This window comes from Verticiella sediminum (assembly GCF_007558815.1).
GTDB classification, from domain to species: Bacteria; Pseudomonadota; Gammaproteobacteria; order Burkholderiales; family Burkholderiaceae_B; genus Verticiella; species Verticiella sediminum.
In genome coordinates, this window is the sequence record NZ_VLTJ01000042.1 from 184,466 (window position 1) to 201,170 (window position 16,705).

At 68.4% G+C, this 16,705-nt stretch carries 17 protein-coding genes; 13 read left to right on the top strand and 4 right to left on the bottom strand.

The annotated features are described in order from the left end of the window. Positions 1–187 precede the first annotated feature (187 nt). The 4 genes from alaS to FOZ76_RS25115 all read left to right on the top strand — a co-directional run bounded on the left by alaS (position 188) and on the right by FOZ76_RS25115 (position 4,375). Positions 188–2,842, top strand: a complete 2,655-nt coding sequence (alaS, locus tag FOZ76_RS25100; RefSeq protein WP_143951028.1) for an alanine--tRNA ligase — start codon at positions 188–190, stop codon at positions 2,840–2,842. A gap of 61 nt (positions 2,843–2,903) precedes the next feature. Further along, positions 2,904–3,152 (top strand): sulfurtransferase TusA family protein, encoded by a 249-nt coding sequence (locus FOZ76_RS25105; protein ID WP_143951029.1) that lies wholly within the window; start codon positions 2,904–2,906, stop codon positions 3,150–3,152. 46 nt (positions 3,153–3,198) lie between these two features. After that, positions 3,199–3,825 carry an L-threonylcarbamoyladenylate synthase gene (locus tag FOZ76_RS25110; protein ID WP_143951030.1) on the top strand — a complete coding sequence of 209 codons (627 nt, stop codon included), beginning with the start codon at positions 3,199–3,201 and terminating at the stop codon, positions 3,823–3,825. Between the two features lie 16 nt (positions 3,826–3,841). Next, the gene (locus FOZ76_RS25115; RefSeq protein WP_143951031.1) at positions 3,842–4,375 is read left to right on the top strand and encodes a TIGR02444 family protein; all 534 of its coding nucleotides are present in this window, start codon (positions 3,842–3,844) and stop codon (positions 4,373–4,375) included. A 1-nt stretch (position 4,376) separates the two neighbouring features. Here FOZ76_RS25115 and FOZ76_RS25120 read toward each other — a convergent pair whose 3' ends face one another. Then, complete coding sequence (locus FOZ76_RS25120) at positions 4,377–5,156, bottom strand: GntR family transcriptional regulator (protein ID WP_143951032.1); 780 nt, start codon at positions 5,154–5,156, stop codon at positions 4,377–4,379. Positions 5,157–5,251: 95 nt separating this feature from the next. Here FOZ76_RS25120 and FOZ76_RS25125 point away from each other — a divergent pair, with 95 nt between their 5' ends. From FOZ76_RS25125 to FOZ76_RS25150, 6 genes are read left to right on the top strand one after another with little or no spacing between them, the layout of a single operon-like run. Next, complete coding sequence (locus FOZ76_RS25125) at positions 5,252–6,724, top strand: UbiD family decarboxylase (protein ID WP_143951033.1); 1,473 nt, start codon at positions 5,252–5,254, stop codon at positions 6,722–6,724. A gap of 26 nt (positions 6,725–6,750) precedes the next feature. Beyond that, positions 6,751–7,170, top strand: a complete 420-nt coding sequence (locus FOZ76_RS25130) for a hypothetical protein (protein WP_143951034.1) — start codon at positions 6,751–6,753, stop codon at positions 7,168–7,170. Then, on the top strand, positions 7,167–7,814 hold the full coding sequence (locus tag FOZ76_RS25135) for a UbiX family flavin prenyltransferase (protein WP_143951035.1): 648 nt from the start codon (positions 7,167–7,169) through the stop codon (positions 7,812–7,814). Before FOZ76_RS25130 ends, FOZ76_RS25135 begins: the two co-directional genes overlap by 4 nt. After that, entirely contained in the window at positions 7,811–8,602 is a 792-nt protein-coding gene (locus FOZ76_RS25140) for a DUF169 domain-containing protein (protein WP_143951036.1), read from the top strand. The genes FOZ76_RS25135 and FOZ76_RS25140 overlap by 4 nt, the downstream gene beginning before the upstream one ends. Beyond that, positions 8,602–10,725, top strand: a complete 2,124-nt coding sequence (locus tag FOZ76_RS25145) for an acetate--CoA ligase family protein (RefSeq protein ID WP_143951037.1) — start codon at positions 8,602–8,604, stop codon at positions 10,723–10,725. Before FOZ76_RS25140 ends, FOZ76_RS25145 begins: the two co-directional genes overlap by 1 nt. 2 nt (positions 10,726–10,727) lie before the next feature. Next, complete coding sequence (locus tag FOZ76_RS25150; RefSeq protein WP_246129760.1) at positions 10,728–11,675, top strand: Bug family tripartite tricarboxylate transporter substrate binding protein; 948 nt, start codon at positions 10,728–10,730, stop codon at positions 11,673–11,675. A 135-nt stretch (positions 11,676–11,810) separates the two neighbouring features. Here FOZ76_RS25150 and FOZ76_RS25155 read toward each other — a convergent pair whose 3' ends face one another. Both FOZ76_RS25155 and FOZ76_RS25160 read right to left on the bottom strand, forming a co-directional pair. Continuing rightward, entirely contained in the window at positions 11,811–12,872 is a 1,062-nt protein-coding gene (locus FOZ76_RS25155) for a Bug family tripartite tricarboxylate transporter substrate binding protein (protein ID WP_143951039.1), read from the bottom strand. A 13-nt stretch (positions 12,873–12,885) separates the two neighbouring features. Further along, positions 12,886–14,109 (bottom strand): acyl-CoA dehydrogenase family protein, encoded by a 1,224-nt coding sequence (locus tag FOZ76_RS25160; protein WP_143951040.1) that lies wholly within the window; start codon positions 14,107–14,109, stop codon positions 12,886–12,888. A gap of 91 nt (positions 14,110–14,200) precedes the next feature. On the opposite strand from FOZ76_RS25160, the gene FOZ76_RS25165 reads away from it, so the two are divergent. From FOZ76_RS25165 to FOZ76_RS25175, 3 genes are all read left to right on the top strand, one after another. Next, entirely contained in the window at positions 14,201–14,998 is a 798-nt protein-coding gene (locus FOZ76_RS25165) for an IclR family transcriptional regulator (protein WP_143951041.1), read from the top strand. Between the two features lie 24 nt (positions 14,999–15,022). Beyond that, positions 15,023–15,670, top strand: coding sequence for a site-2 protease family protein (locus FOZ76_RS25170; RefSeq protein ID WP_143951042.1), 648 nt, complete (start codon positions 15,023–15,025; stop codon positions 15,668–15,670). 116 nt (positions 15,671–15,786) lie between these two features. Then, positions 15,787–16,221, top strand: coding sequence for an acyl-CoA thioesterase (locus FOZ76_RS25175; RefSeq protein WP_143951043.1), 435 nt, complete (start codon positions 15,787–15,789; stop codon positions 16,219–16,221). A 162-nt stretch (positions 16,222–16,383) separates the two neighbouring features. On the opposite strand, the gene FOZ76_RS25180 is transcribed toward FOZ76_RS25175, so the two are convergent. Further along, on the bottom strand, positions 16,384–16,617 hold the full coding sequence (locus tag FOZ76_RS25180; RefSeq protein ID WP_143951044.1) for a hypothetical protein: 234 nt from the start codon (positions 16,615–16,617) through the stop codon (positions 16,384–16,386). Positions 16,618–16,705: the final 88 nt, after the last annotated feature.

Here is a 16,705-nt window from a genome sequence, read left to right on the forward strand (position 1 = left end):
GGGCCCGCCGGGGCACCTCTTGCAAAGCCGGCAGGGGCGCCGCACCTTATAATGGATCGTTTGCCCCGACCGTGCGCAGCCCTGCCGCCCCCGCGCCGGGCGAACCGAGTTCCTTTCCATCCCATTCTTTTCCATTCTTTTCTATTCCATTACCCGGCGCCGTAACCGGCCAACTCCCGTCCAGCCCATGAAATCCGCCGACATCCGCCAGAAGTTCCTGTCTTTCTTCGAGGCGAAGGGCCACACCGTCGTTGCGTCAGCATCCTTGGTGCCAGGCAACGACCCGACCCTGCTGTTCACCAACTCGGGCATGGTGCCGTTCAAGGACGTCTTCCTCGGCCGCGAGCAGCGCCCCTACAAGCGGGCCACCAGCTCGCAGCGCAGCGTGCGCGCGGGCGGCAAGCACAACGACCTCGAGAACGTGGGCTACACCGCACGGCACCACACGTTCTTCGAGATGCTGGGCAACTTCAGCTTCGGCGACTACTTCAAGCGCGACGCCATCCACTACGCCTGGGAACTGCTGACCACGACCTACGGCCTGCCCAAGGAGAAGCTCTGGGTGACGGTCTACCAGGAGGACGACGAAGCCTACGCCATCTGGCGCGACGAGATCGGCGTGCCCGCCGAGCGCATCGTGCGCATCGGCGACAACAAGGGCGCGCGCTACGCTTCGGACAACTTCTGGCAGATGGCCGACACCGGCCCCTGCGGCCCGTGTTCGGAGATCTTCTACGACCACGGCCCCGACGTCTGGGGCGGCCCCCCGGGCTCGCCCGAGGAAGACGGCGACCGCTACATCGAGATCTGGAACCTGGTGTTCATGCAGTTCGATCGCGACGCCCAGGGCAACCTGAATCCGCTGCCGCGGCCCTGCGTGGACACCGGCATGGGCCTGGAGCGCATCGCCGCCGTGCTGCAGGGCGTGCACTCGAACTACGAGATCGATCTCTTCCAGCGCCTGATCGCCGCGGCCGCCCGCGAAGTCACGGTGCCGGGCGGCGGCGCGCCCGACATCCACGACAACTCGCTCAAGGTCATCGCCGACCATATCCGCGCCTGCTCGTTCCTGATCGTGGACGGCGTGATCCCGGGCAACGAAGGGCGCGGTTACGTCCTGCGGCGCATCGTGCGCCGCGCGCTGCGCCACGGCTACAAGCTCGGCCAGACCAAGCCGTTCTTCCACCGCCTGGTGCCCGACCTGGTGGCCGAGATGGGCGAGGCCTATCCCGAGCTCGCCAAGGCCCAGGACCGCGTGGCCCAGGTGCTGCGCCAGGAAGAAGAGCGCTTCGGCGAGACGCTGGAGCACGGCATGCGCATCCTCGAGGCCGCGCTCGCCACCCTGCCTGCCGAAGGCGAAGGCCGCCAGCTCGACGGCGAGACCGCGTTCACGCTCTACGACACCTACGGCTTCCCGCTGGATCTGACGGCCGACATCTGTCGCGAGCGCGGCGTGCAGGTCGACATGGCGGCGTTCGACGCCGCCATGGAGCGCCAGCGCACCCAGGCGCGCGCCGCCGGCAAGTTCAAGATGGCGGCGGGCCTCGCCTACGAGGGCGAGAAGACCGTGTTCCACGGCTATGAGCTGCTCAACCGCGAGGCCCGGGTCCTGGCGCTGTATGCGGGCGGCACCCAGGTCGATCGCCTGGAGCCCGGCCAGGAAGATGCGGTGGTGGTCCTGGATCACACGCCCTTCTACGCCGAATCGGGCGGCCAGCACGGCGACGCCGGCCTCATCAAGACCACGGGCGGCACCGTGTTCGCGGTCACCGACACGCAGAAGATCGTGGCCGACGTGTTCGGCCATCACGGCCAGGTTCAGGAAGGCGTGCTGCGCGTGGGCGACACCGTCAGCGCCGAGGTCGACGCCGTGCGCCGCGCGCGCACCGTGCGCAACCACTCGGCCACCCACCTCATGCACAAGGCGCTGCGCCAGGTGCTGGGCGAGCACGTGCAGCAGAAGGGCTCGCTGGTCGACGCCGACAAGACGCGCTTCGACTTCGCCCACGACGCACCGATGAGCGCGGACGAGATCGCCCGCGTGGAAGACATCGTCAACGCCGAAGTGCTCGCCAACCAGCCCGTGCAGGCGCGCCTGATGCCCTACGACGACGCGGTCCAGGGCGGCGCGATGGCCCTGTTCGGCGAGAAGTACGGCGACGAAGTGCGCGTGCTCGACATCGGCTTCTCGCGCGAGCTGTGCGGCGGCACCCACGTGCAGCGCACCGGCGACATCGGCCTCTTCAAGATCGTATCCGAAGGCGGCGTGGCGGCCGGCGTGCGCCGCGTCGAGGCGATCACCGGCGACAACGCCCTCGCCTGGGTGCGCAGGACGGCAAGCACGCTGCAATCCGCGGCGAGCGCGCTCAAGACCCAGCCCGCCGAACTCCTGGGCCGCATCCAGCAGGTGCAGAGCGAGGTCAAGGCGCTCGAGAAGGACCTGGCCCAGGCCCGCGACAAGCTCGCCGCCAGCGCGGGCAGCGACCTCGCCGGCCAGGCCGTGGACGTCGCCGGCGTGAAGGTGCTCGCCACCCGCATCGACGGCGTGGACGGCAAGGCGCTGCGCGGGCTGATCGACCAGTTGAAGGACAAGCTCGGCAGCGCCATCGTGCTGCTCGGCACCGCCGAAGGCGGCAAGGTCAGCCTGGCCGCCGGCGTCACCAAGGACCTGATCGGCAAGGTCAAGGCCGGCGAACTGGTCAACGTGGCTGCCCAGCAGGTCGGCGGCAAGGGCGGCGGCCGCCCGGACATGGCCATGGCGGGCGGCACCGACGCCGCGGCCCTGCCCCAGGCCATCCAGGCCGCCCAGGACTGGGTACGCACGCAACTGGGGGCGGCATGATCCCTGCTGGTCGCGAGGCGAACCAGGCCGGCGCCCGGGCCCATGGTTACGGAGTGCGTCGATGAGCCATGTCCAGCGTCCGCAAGCCGTCGCGCTCGACATCGACACGCGCGGGCTGACCTGCCCGCTGCCCATCCTGCGCGCCAAGAAGGCGCTGGCGGGGCTGGCGAGCGGCGACGTGCTGCGCGTGGTGTCCACCGACCCGCACTCCATGGCCGACTTCAAGGCGTTCTGCAAACAGACCGGCAACCCGTTGCTGCACCAGGAGGAAGGCGACGGGGAATACATCCACTACCTGGCGCGGCGCTGAAGCGGGCTCGACCGCCTGCGCGCCCGCCGCCGCAGCATAGAGAGCCATGGCGCAATACTTCTCCGTCCATCCCTTCAACCCGCAACCGCGCCTGCTGCGACAGGCCGCCCAACTGCTCGGCAAGAGCGGCCTGGTCGCGATCCCGACCGACTCGTCCTATGCGGTGGTCGCCGCGCTCGACGACAAGCGCGCGGCCGAAGCCCTGCGCCGCCTGCGCGGCGTCGACGAGCGCCACCACCTCACCCTGCTGGTGGCCGACCTCTCCGAGATCGGCCAGCTCGCGCGGGTCGACAACAAGCAGTACCGGCTGCTGAAGGCCGCCATGCCAGGCGCCTTCACCTTCATCATGCAGGCCACGCACGAAGTGCCGCGCCGGCTCTCGCATCCTTCGCGCAAGACCATCGGCGTGCGCATGCCCGACCATCCCGTGGTGCGCGAACTGCTCAAGGAAACCGGGCCCCTGCTCTCGAGCACCCTGATTCCACCCGGCGAGACCGAAGCCCTCAACGACCCGGTCGAGATCCGCGCCCGCTTCGAGCACGAACTGGCCGCCGTGATCGAGGGCGGCCCCTGTCCGAACCGCTCGACCACGGTGGTCGACCTGACCGGGCCCGCGCCGGAAGTGCTGCGCCTGGGACGGGGTGATCCCAAGCTGATCGGGATCGAAGGGTAGCGGCGGCGCGCAGCCCATGGCCCGGCAAGAACACGCGCAACGCCTGCGGAAGGCTGCGCCGATCGACCTTCAGTGGCGCTACGCCCTGGACGTCTATGCGCGGCCGGGAGTCGCCCCCGCCTGCTTGCTGCTCCAGGATCGCCTGGGTGTGGACGTTACCGTACTGCTCCACCTGGCCTACGCGGCGTCGACGCGCGGGAACCCCGCGGACGAAGACCGGCTTGCCGCGGCCGACGCCACGGTGCGGTCCTGGCGTGATTCCGTGATCGCGCCGCTGCGCGCCGCGCGGCGCGCCATCTTGCGCGACGACCCCGCAACGAGCAGTCTGCGCGATCGCGTCAAGGACGCCGAGCTGCAGGCCGAGCGGCACGCCCTGGCCCTGCTGGGCGAGTCTCTGGCCTCGGCGGACCCTGTGGCCGCCCCGTCCCAGACCGTCTCGGTGCGCTGCGTTGGCGCCTACTACGCCCGGCAGAACGGCCACGACCCGGCGCTGCTGGACGCGCCGGAAATCGCCGCAGCCATCGGCCTGCTGGAACGAACCCTGCCTTGAATCAGGTGCTGCGCAGCTTCTGCACGTAGCGAAAACGGTCTGCGGGATAGAGACTGAAGGTGCAATAGAGCACGCCCTCGGTACGCGAGATGAAGCGGTGCAGCACACGCAGCGCTGGCATCAGCGGCCGGGCATCCAGCTTCGCGGCGATGTCGGCGGGCAGCTCGGTCGCCCCTATCTCCTGGTCGATGTCGTCGAAGGACACACCGAAACGCTTGGCGATCAGCTCGTAGACGGGGCCGGGCTTCTGGCCGACTTTCGGGATGACCGACTTGAATCGGGGACGCAGAAAGTATTCCGTCCATGAAACCGGCAACTGGCCGTGCTCCGGCGTGCGCACGGCTTGCAGCCGCACCCAGCGTTCGCCGACCGCGCAACCAAGCTCCTGCGCCAGATCGCGCGAGGCGATGACGTCCTCGCGCTTCAGCACCCGGACCTGCGTGGAATCCAGGAACTTGAGCAGCTCGGACAGACTGCCCACGGACACCGCGTAGTTGGCCCGGCGCGCGGCCGCCGTCACGACCGTGCCGATACGCGCTCTGCGCGATATCACACCATCCGCCTCGAGCTCGGCAAGCGCAGCGCGCACGGTGAACCGGCTTACTTGAAAGCGCTCGCATAGCTCGGCCTCGGTCGGCAGACGCTCGCCGACAGCCCACTGGCCCTCCTGAATTTCGCTGAGCAGTTCCCGAACGATCAACTGATAGGCCGGTGTTCGGGTGGTGCGGGCAGGTTCGCCCCCATCCCCTGCGACGCGCCGCGGACTGGCAGAAATTTTCATGGCGAAAGTGTACTTCACCGCCTCCTGCTTGACATTGCTCCGGACGAGTTTATAGTACGGACAATTAATAGAAATACGTACAATAGGAGACCCCCGTGAAAGACGTCCTCAGTCTGTCCGCCGCCGTGGCGCAAGCCCAGGCCCATGATGATCTGCTGCGCATCGAGCGTGAGGCCGACCCCCATCTCGAAGTTGCCGCGGTCGCCCGCGCGGCCGATGCGGGTCCGGTCCTGCTGTTCGAACGGCTCCGTGGCCGGGACCACCAGCGCATCGTGACCAACATCTTCAGCGACCGGCAGCGCATTGCGCGCTGGTGCGGGGTCGGCAGCCACGACCTGCCGCGCCACCTTGCCGACGCAGCGCTCAATCCGGTGCCCTCGCGCGAGGTCGACGATGCGCCCAGTCAAGCGCACGTGCTCGTCAACGACATCGACCTCTTTCGCACCTTGCCGCTCGCGCTGCAAACGGGGGAGGACGCCGGGCCCGTGATCACGGGCGGGCTGGCTCTCGTGCGCGACCCGGACACGGGGGCGTTCAACGGTTCGTACCACCGGATGCGCGTACTCGGCCCGGACCGTACGTGCATCACGATCCAGGCCGGCCGGCATCTGCTGGAAATCGCACGCAAGCTGCGCACGCGCGGCGAACGACGGATTCCGATCAGCGTGAACATCGGGGCGGGGCCCGCCGTCCTGCTGGCCTGCTCGGGAAGCACGCAGCAGACGCTCACCCCTTTCGGCTATGACGAACTGGGCATGGCCGGCGCGCTGCAGGAAAGACCCGTCGAGATCGTGAAGTGCCGCAGCCAGGAACACGCGTGGGCGCTGGCTGAAGCCGAATACGTGCTGGAGGGCTACATCGACACCGACCGTCTGGTCTCCGAGGAGGACTCCGGGCAGGACGGCGAGAAAGGGATGATGCCGGAAGCCGCCGGCTACATGGGGCGCGCATGGAAGGTCTGGCAATTCAATGTGACTGCCATCACGCATCGCCGCGATCCGGTCTACTGGTTCCCGCTCGCGATCAACGCCGAAACCACCAATCTGATGGCCCTGCCTGCCGAAGCCTCGGTGTTCGATGCGTGCCGGCGCATCAGCCCTCGGCTGTTCGATACCTGCCACGTCCTGCAGGCCATGCGCGGTTGCCTGGGCGTGGTGATCCGCATCCGGCGCAAGAGCTTTCGCGACGAAGGACTGCAGAACAATCTTGCTTTCGGCGCGCTTTCGGCGCACTCCGATCTGGGTTGGGTCATCGCCGTGGACCACGATATCGACCTGAGCAATGCCGACGAGGTGCTGTGGGCGCTCATCACGCGGGCGGACATGCGCGAGGGACTCATGCTCTCGCCTCGCGCCAAGGTGAGCGGCATGCTGGCCGAAGGCGATGCGGCAGGTACGGGTCGCAAGGTCTACATCGACGCAACCGCACCGTTCCATCGCGCCGAACGCTACCAGCGCGGCCGTTTCGAGAGCGTCGATCTCGCCGAATGGCTGGGCGCGGCAGGCGTGCAGCGGCTGCGCGCGCGCCAGCCCGACTATCTCAAATCGCTGCTCGCCCGCGGCTACTGAACCCCTTCTCGCACAAAGGCCCTCTCATGAGTGATCCCTCGAATTCCGCCAAGCCCTTCAACTGGGCGAAGTTCCAGGCCCATCTGGGCTACACCGACGAACAAATGGCCGAGTTTCGCGCGGACGAGCGGCGACGCAAGGCCGCCGAAGCCATTCCCGCGGCGAACCGCCGCACCATCGTCGCCACCGTGGTGTCCAGCCACGGCTGCACCGCCGGCTTCAAGGTGGGCGACACCGTGGAGGTGAGCGGTGCGGGGGTGGTGAAGTCGTGCAATGTCTGTATCTACGCGGTGGCGCCCATGACCATCCATGCCGCCATGGCGCACGACCGCATCGCCGAAGGGCTCGATCCCAACGGCATGTGGTTCAACACCTTCAGTTGCCAGGACGGCGGATTCTGCAACGGAAGCTGGGGCCAGGTGTGTTTCAAGGTGAGCGTCGAATGAGCGCATCCGACACGAAACGGCGGCGCGTGGTCGTCGCCCTCACGGGCGCCAGCGGAAGCGCGTATGGCATCCGCCTTCTGGAAATGCTGCGGGAGGTGCCCGACGTCGAGACGCACCTGATCGTGAGTCGCTCCGCTCGCCAGACCTTGCAGTTGGAAACCGACGTTCCGATCGAGCAGCTCGAGGCCAGCGCCGACGTCGTCCATGCCAGCCAGGACATCGGTGCCGCGGTCTCTTCGGGGTCGTTCCGGGTGCACGCCATGGTCGTGGCTCCGTGCTCGATCAAGACCATGTCCAATCTGGCCTGGGGCAACACCGGCGAGCTGATCGCACGCGCGGCGGACGTCGCCCTCAAGGAGCGGCGCCGAGTCGTGCTCATGCTGCGCGAGACCCCCCTGCATGCCGGACACATCGAGAGCATGCTGCGCGTGACCCAGGCCGGCGCCATCGTTTTCCCCCCCGTGCCCGCGTTCTACAACCGGCCCCGGACCGTGGCCGACATCGTCGATCACAGCGTGATGCGGTGCCTGGACCTGATAGACGTCGAGTGCGAAGCCGCGCCCCGCTGGACCGAAACCAGCCGCCGACTGCTCTCCAGCGCAACGCGCCCCGCTCCCCAACCCTTCACGGTGGCTTGCCCATGAATACCGCGCTTTCCTTGTCCGAGCATGGCGCGATCGTCGATCGCATTCAGCGCCACCTGCGCCTGCGCACACTACCGCTTGCGCTGCAGCTCTTCGAAACCGTGGACGCGATGGCCCGGGTGCCGGGTATACGCTGGCCTGCCGCCGGAGTGCGGTTCTCGATGTGCCAGCTCGTGGGCCAGGCGCGATGGCTCGGGTGGACACTCGGCGCCACACACGAGAACGTGGCCGCCGACAGCAACTGCGGCGGCGTCATGGGACTCAACGCGCCGGCCACGAAATACCTCGACGGCAGCATGTTCCACGGCGTCTGGTTCGCAACGGTCGAAGCTTCTCGGCAACACCAGGCGCAGATGCCGCGGGTTCCCCACGGCAGGTACGTCGGCGTCGTCCTGGCGCCGTTGGCCAGCAACCGTCTGAGCGCTCCCGATGCCGTGCTCGTCTACGCCACGCCCGGGCAGATGATCCTGCTCATCAATGCCCTGCAGCATCGCAACTACGTTCGCTATCAATTCTCGACGACGGGCGAGACCGCCTGTGCCGACAGTTGGGGCGCCGGGCTGCTCACCCGCGAGCCCAGCATGTCGCTGCCCTGCTTCGCCGAACGCCGTTTCGGCGGGGTGCAGGACGACGAGCTGCTGATCGCGCTGCAGGTCTCCCATCTGGAGGAGATCGCCGACGGGCTCGATTGGCTGGCGGGACATGGCATCCGCTATCCGATCGCCCCCTACGGCATGCAGTGCGATCCCGCCATAGCGTTCCAGGCCAGCTACGCGGGGAAGCTCTGATGATGCCCACAGTCTCCTCGTCGCTGGATTCGCTGTTCACGCCGCGCTCCATCGCTTTCATCGGGCTGTCCGAACGCGCCCACGCGCCCGCCACGCGCGGCCTGCGCCACTGCCGCCGACTCGGCTTCGAGGGCCCGATGTTCGGCATCAATCCGCGGCATGCCAGCCTGCACGGGCTGCCGTGCCATGCGTCGCTCGCGGCGCTGGACCAGCCGGTGGATCTGGCCGTCGTGGCGCTCGACGCGGCCGCGAGCCTGGACGCCGTGGCCGAGTGCGTCGAACACGGCGTCGGCTCCGTCATGGTCTGCAGCGCTGGTTGGGGCGAAGCCGGCCCGCAGGGGCAGGCACGCTCCGAGGCGCTCGCCAGGCTGCTGCGCCAAGGCGACACCCGCCTGCTCGGCCCGAACTGCATCGGCGTCGGCAATGCCGCCGCGGGCCTGTGCATGGCCTACAACAGCTCGTTCGAGCACTTCGCCTTCCGCCACCGTTGGCCGGTGGGCATGGTTTGCCAGAGCGGCGCCATGCTGGGCGGCATGCTGCTCAACGCCGAAGACTCGGGCTTCGGCGTCGAAGCATTCGTCCATGTCGGCAACGGGCTGGACCTGTCGCTTGAAGAGGCCGCGGCCCATCTGCTGGCTCGCGACGACATCCATGCGCTGGCGCTGATGATCGAGGGCCTGAGCCCGGGCGGCGGTTTCGAAGCGCTGGCGCTGCAAGCGCGCGACGCCGGCAAGCGCATCGCGGTGTTCAAGGCTGGGCGATCGGACGCGGGCCGCGTCGCGGTGGCCTCGCATACGGGGGCGCTTGCCGGCTCGGACGATTTGTTCGATGCCTTCTGCGACGAGCTCGGCGTGCTGCGCGTGCGGGAGCCGGAGGATCTGCTGCCGGCCGCAGGCATGCTCTCGCGCTGGCGCCGGCCGCGCGGACGCGGCGTGCTGGTGTGCTCGCTGTCGGGCGGTGCGGCCTCCGTGCTGGCCGACGAGCTTTCCGACCAGATGCTCGAACTGCCCGGGCTCGATGCACGGACCATCGATGCCTGCGAGGCGCTCGCGCCCAGGCTGCTGCATGCACACAATCCATTGGACGTAGGCAGCACTGTGTTTTCCGACCCGGGCATTGCGGGCCGCGCCCTGGCGCTGGCCTGCGCCGATCCGGCGATCGACGCGGCGTGCTGGGTCGGCGTGGGCGCCCCGCGCGACGAACGCTCGTCGGCCCTGCTCGAGGACGCTGTTGCCCGCCTGGCCGCCAGCAACAAGCCGGCGGTGATCGTCGCCCTGTCGGGCCATGGACAGGAAGCGGGATTCGCAGCCGCTCGCGCGGCCGGCATCCCGGTAGCGCGCAGCCTGCACGCCGCCGCTGTGCTGTTGTCGGCTGCACTGCACACGGCGCCTTCGGCGCCGCCGGCACAGCCCGCCTCCGCCGAGCCTCCGGGGCCCGCTCCCTTGCCGGAGCAGGAAGCCCGTGCGCTGCTGCGCTCGCACGGACTGCCCATGCTGATCACCGAGTGGGCGGAGACACCGGACGAAGCCGAGCGCTGCGCCCGGGGAATGCCGGCACCTGTCGTGCTCAAAGGCATGGTTCCGGGCATAGCACACAAGACGGAAGCCGGTCTGGTGGCGCTGGAACTGCGCACGGCCGAAGCGGTGGGACGAGCCGCGCGGGCCATGCTTGCACGACATCCGACCCTGACAGGGTTTTCAGTCGAGCGCATGGTGTCGGGCGGCATCGAGACCATGGTCGGCGTGCGCAACGACCCGCAGTTGGGACCGATGCTGGCGTTCGGCCTTGGCGGCATCGGCGTCGAAGTGCTGCGCGACATCGCATTCCGGCGTTGCCCGCTGGACCGGGCGGGCGCGCTCGGCCTGATCAAGCAAACACGTGCCGGCAGGCTGCTGCACGGTTTTCGCGGCAAACCCGCGGCCGACGTCGACGCGCTCGCCGAAGCGCTGATCGCCCTGTCTCGCTTCGCGCATTTGCATCGCGACGTGATCGCCGAGGTCGAGATCAATCCCCTGATCGTGCTGGAGACCGGTCACGGCGTCCACGCGGTCGATGCTCTAGTGGTGCGCCAAGACACCACCGCCCCCACACCAAGGAGACACTCATGCAACGACGCCAGCTGATCTTGGCGCTCACCGCCTGCGCCACGCTGCCCCTGCCCGTCCGGGCCCAGACCTATCCCGGCCGCGCCGTCCATATCGTCAATCCCTTCGCTGCGGGCGGGGCGCTCGATCAACTTGCACGACTGCTGGCGCAACATCTCAATGTGGCGCTGGATCAGCCCGTCGTGGTGGAGAACCGCACGGGCGCAAGCGGCAACATCGGTACAGCCTATGTGGCGAAAAGCGCGGCCGATGGCTACACGCTGGTGATGGGCTCGAGTGCGACACATGGCATCAATCCCAGCCTGTTCGGTGCCCGGCTGCCGTTCGACCCGGTCAGGGATTTCGCGCCGGTGGCCGTGGCCGTGGTGCAGAAGAATGTCCTCGTCGTGCACGAGGGTTTGCCTGCGCACACCGTCCAGGAATTGATCGAGCAGGCGCGCGCTCAACCCGGCAAACTCTCGTTCGGCTCGGCCGGGGCGGGCACCTCGCAGCATCTGTCGGGCGAACTGTTCAAGGCCCAAGCCAAGGTCAACCTTCTGCATGTGCCGTACAAGGGCAGCGCACAGGCCATGCAGGATCTTCTCGGGGGACAGGTGAGCATGCTCTTCGTGGACATACCCACCGCACTGCCGCACATCCGAGCTGGCCGCCTGCGCGCGCTCGGCCTGACTGCCGCACAAGCATCGCCCGCCCTGCCCGAGGTACGGCCCTTGGCGCAGTTGGGACTGCCGGATTTCGATCTCAAGGCGTGGTACGGGGTACTTGCGCCGGCAGGCACGCCAGCGCCGGTGCTCGCCCGGCTGAACACGGTCATCGTCGACAGCCTGCGCGACCCCAAGGTCCGCGAACACCTCCTTGGCATCGGCATGGAACCGATGACGCTCGATCTGGATCAGTCGGCACAGTACATCGCGACCGAACTGCAACGCTGGGCCGATGTCGTTCGCCTTTCCGGCGCTGCACTTTGAGCCATGATCGGCGGCGCCCCTGGTCCGAACCGCTCGAGCACCGTAGCGGGCCTGATCGGCCCCGCACCCGCCGTCATGCGGCTGGGATGCGGGGATCCTGAGCGGGTCGGAATGGAGGAATAGCTTTTCAGGCGCTCACTTCGCCGTGCCGGCCAGGCCCAGCGAGCGCACCATATCGCCCCAGAGCTCGCGCTCCCGGCCCTGCAGCGCGGCGTAGTTCTGGACCCCGGTATCGATCGGGACCGCACCGAACTGTTCGAGCTGCGTGCGCACGCCCGGATCGTCCAGGGCACGAGCGGCAGCCTCGTTCAGCCGCTGGATCGCCTCGGCAGGCGTCCCCTTGGGCACGACCAGGCTCATCCACACGCTGGTATCCAGACGTTCCAGCCCGAGCTCGCCGAACGTCGGCACGTCCGGCGCGTAAGGCGAGCGCTGCTTGCCGGTGACCGCGAGCAGGCGCAGCCGGCCGCCATCGGCATAGGGCAGCGTGCCCGCCAGGTTGTTGCACATCATGGGCACCTGGCCGCCCAGCACATCGTTGACCGCGGGGGCGTTGCCCTTGTACGGCACGTGCAGGATGTCGACGTCCGCCTCCACCTTGAGACGCTCGCACACCAGGTTGGCGGGCGTGCCCGGCCCGGCGGAGGCGTAGGCCAGCTTGCCGGGCGCCTGCCTGGCGGCATCGATGACGGACTGCAGGCTCTGGTAAGGCGACGTGCCGCTGACGGCCAGCACGTTGGGGATCTCGACCAGCATGGCGACCGGATCGAAGGCCACCGCCGGATCGAACGGGAGCGTGGGGTGCAGGTCCTTCATGAGGGCCTGCGTGCCGCCGCTGACCAGCACCGTGTAGCCGTCGGGCGCCGCCGAAGCCGCCGCCGACGAGCCCACGACGCCGCCCGCGCCGGGCCGGTTCTCGACGACGATCTGCTGGCCCAGGGTTCGGCTCATCGCGTTGGCGAGCGCCCGCGCGATGAGGTCCGTGCTGCCGCCCGCCGGATAGGAAACGATCAGGCGCACGGGGCGCTCCGGGTAGGCCGCCGCGCAGAGCATGGGCGCTGCCAGGCCGGCGGCAAGAAGCGCGCGGGCGAATGCGCGCCGCGCCATCGTGAAGGCCCTCGGCCCGGCGGCCGCGGCTTGCGCGCCACGATTCAGGCAAGCCTTCGGCTTCGGAAAAAGACTGTCTCGCTTGATCATGTCATGCCCCTCCTCAAGGCGAGACCTGGCGCCGCAGGGCGCGTTTGGCGATCGCCACCCGATGGACCTCGGAAGCGCCGTCGATGATGCGGAACGCCCGCACGTTCTGGTAGAGCATGCCGAGCTGCGACTCGTACGAAATGCCGAAGGCGCCGCAGACCTGCAGCGCGCGATCGACCGCCCGATTGACCGCCTCGGACACGAACACTTTCGCCATGGCCGATTCGTGCTTCACCGACATGCCCAGGTCCACCTGGGCCGCCACGTGCCAGGTCGTCAGGCGGGCAGCATGCAGGTCGATGTGGTTGTCCGCGATCAGGCTCTGCACCAGCGCGTTCTCGCCCAGGGGTGTACCGAACGAGTTGCGCTGCGCCACGTAGGACTGGGCAACCTCGGTGGCCCGGCGCGCCAGGCCGATGTAGCGCATGCAGTGCGTGATGCGCGCCGGCTCCAGGCGTAGCTGGGCATGCGCGAATCCCTGGCCGACTTCGCCGAGCACCGCATCGTCCGGGATGCGGCAGGCGTTCAAGCGGATCTCGCAGTGCGAGGACAGGCTCGCCCCCACGCAGGCGATGTCGCGCACCAGCTCGAAGCCGGGATTGTCCGCGTCCACCAGGAACATCGTCGGGCCTTCGTCGGTGCGCGCCATGACGATTGCGAAATGCGCGCCGACGGCGCCGCTGATGAACCACTTGTGGCCGTCGATGATCCAGCCGCCGGCGTCGCGGCGCGCCGTGGTGCGCAGCATGGAGGGGTCCGAACCCGCGCCCGGGCTGGGCTCGGTCATGGCATAGCACGAACGCGCGCGGCCTTCGGCCAGGGGCGTCAGGTAGCGCTCGCGCTGCGCGGGGGTGGCGAGCTTGTCCAGCATCGCGATGTTCGTTTCGTCCGGCGCGGCGGCATGCACGGCGCCCGGGCCCAGGGGGCTGCGTCCCAGCTCTTCGAGTACGGCCGCGCCATCGCGCAGGTTGAGCCCCAGGCCGCCCAGGGAGACCGGGATCATGGGACCGTACAGCCCCCATTCGCGCGCGATCGGGCGCAGTTCGGCGAACAGAGCGTCCTGCGCCGGGATGTCGTGGATCCATGCCGGGTCTTCACGCGGCCGGCATACCTCCTCGATGAAGCGCCGGTAGCGCTCGCGCAGTTCGCGCAGGTTGTCGCTATAGCCCAGGGCGGGCGACAGCTCGGGGTGGGTGACGTCAAGCTCGGCAAGCTCGACCGGGCTATGCACTGGCATCGCAAGTCTCCTCGTGGCCTCTGGATGGGTTCGACGGAGAAATATACGAGTATCCTGTCTGGCAGGTTTAAATCCCGTTATACGAGACAGCATGACGAAAACAAGAACTGCCGCCCTGCCCGATGCCGACACCAGCGCTTATTTCGTTCGCGCCCTGGCCAAGGGGCTCGACATCCTGCATTGCTTCGGGCCCGGCGAAACCTACCTGGGCAACAAGGACATCAGCGAGCGGGTCGGCCTGCCCAAGCAGACCGTCTCGCGCCTCACCATGACGCTGGCCGACCTGGGCTACCTGGCCTATTCGGCCAGCCTGGGCAAGTACCGGCTCGCCGCCGGCCTGCTCGCGCTGGCCTACCCCCTGCTGACGAGCATGCGCCTGCGCCGGGTGGCGCGGCCCTTTCTGCAGGATCTCGCCGACGAGCTGGGCGCTTCCGTATCCGTCGGCCAGCACTTTCGCGGACAGATGATGTTCGTCGAGAGCCACACGGCGCGCGGCAAGGCGAACCTTGCCGCCGAGATAGGTTCGGTGATGCCCATGCACACCACGGCCATGGGCAAGGCCTACCTCGCCAGCCTGCCGATCCCCGCCCGGTTCGACCTGGTCGCGAGCCTGGGCCTGGACGCCGAGGCGGGCAAGCGCCTGAGCGCAGAGTTGCAGGCCTGTGCCGCCGACATCGCCACGCTGGGCTTCTGCACCGCCGAAATGCCCAGGCCGCAGTCACGCATCGCGGCCGCCGTCCCACTGTGCCAGCCCATCGACGGGGAGCAGTACGTCATCAACTGCGGCTTTCCGAGCTACGCCACCACCCAGGAACACGTGCGCGCCGAGGTCGGCCCGCGGCTGGTCGGCCTGGTGCGCGAAGTCGAGGCAGCCGCCGGACTGCGCTGAGCCCGCCGCCAGTACAATCGGCGCATGGAATCCATCATCCAAGCGATCGCGGTCTACGCGATCCCGGTGATCTTCGCGATCACCCTGCACGAGGCCGCGCACGGCTATGTGGCGCGCCTGTTCGGCGACGACACGGCCACCGTCGCCGGGCGGGTCACGCTCAACCCGGTCAAGCACATCGATCCGGTCGGCACGCTGCTCGTGCCGGTGTTGATCCTGCTCACCAGCAAGCTGCTGGGCGGCGCGGGACTGCTGTTCGGCTGGGCCAAGCCCGTGCCGGTGGATTTCGGCCGCCTGCGCCGCCCCAAGCGCGACATGCTGTGGGTGGCGGCCGCCGGCCCCGGCGCCAACCTGTTCATGGCCATTCTCTGGGCGCTGTCGCTGCGCCTGATGGTCGGCACCAACGTGCAGGAATCCTTCTTCATCCAGATGGCCGTTGCCGGCGTGCAGGTCAACCTCGTCCTGATGGCGCTCAATCTGCTGCCCCTGCTGCCGCTGGACGGCGGGCGCATCGTTTTCAGCCTGCTGCCCAACCGGGCCGCCTGGCAGTATTCGCGCATGGAGCCATGGGGCATCCCCATCCTGCTCGTGCTGCTCGTCACCGGCGTGCTGGGCACGCTGCTCACCCCGCTGCTGGCCGTGGGCTCCAGCGTGGTGCGCTGGTTCCTGTAGCGCCGTAGTACGGCGCTGGCACGCCGGCGCCCGCCGACTGTCCCGAGCCGCGCTGCGCCCCCCTGCGACTTGCTAGACTCTGCTGTCACAATCCTTCACACCGCTCAGGAGACAGCATGCAGAAGTCCGATTTCGCCTTCTTCCACCCCTTGCGCGTGCGCTGGGCCGAGGTCGACATGCAGAAGGTGGTGTTCAACGGCAACTACATGCTGTATTGCGACGTCGCATTCACCGAATACTGGCGCCACACCGGCTTGAAGAGCAGCACGGAACAGGCGCAGGACGGCATCGAGCTGTTCCTGCGCAAAGCCGCCATCGACTACGTTGCCTCGGCCGAGTTCGACGATCAGTTGGACATCGGTGTGCGCTGCTCGCGCCTGGGCCGCAGCAGCATGGGCATGACCATCGGCATGTTCCGCGGCGATGACTTTCTCGTCGGCGCGGAACTCACTTACGTGTACGCCGACGTCGAGCTGAAGAAGGGTGTCGCAATCCCGCAGGGCTGGCGCGATCGCCTGCAAAGTCTGGAGCGGATCGCACCTCAGGGGTGAACGGCTGGTGCCCGGCGCCGGCGCGCCTGGCTGGCATGCGGGCGCAAGGCGACAGCGGCATCGCTCGAAAGAGGATGCGAACACCGCGTCGAGACTGGCGGCCGAAACGCACGCCACACGGTCCATGCCTGCAGCTCGGTGTCGCTGGCAGCCGCGAGACGCTCATCCACCCACGCCGGCAACGGCGAGCTCGGGCGCCACGCTCGGCACGATCACCCGGTTCACGTAGACGGTGAGCGCGCGCCGCAGGCTGGCGTGCTCCGGCGCGCGCAGTCGCTCGTTCAACCCTGTGATATGCCCAGGCAAGTCCAGCGGTTCGGTCACGGCTTCCAGGCGCAGCAGCCCGCCCACCAAGATGCGGCGGTAGCCGCCGTCGTAGGGAAGCGATTCGGACAAGGGGAACCCGTGCGGGGATGGCTCGGACGAGCATCATGCCGGCGCACTCGGCGAAGCGTCAGTGTGGAATGTGCGTAGACCCCGCGCG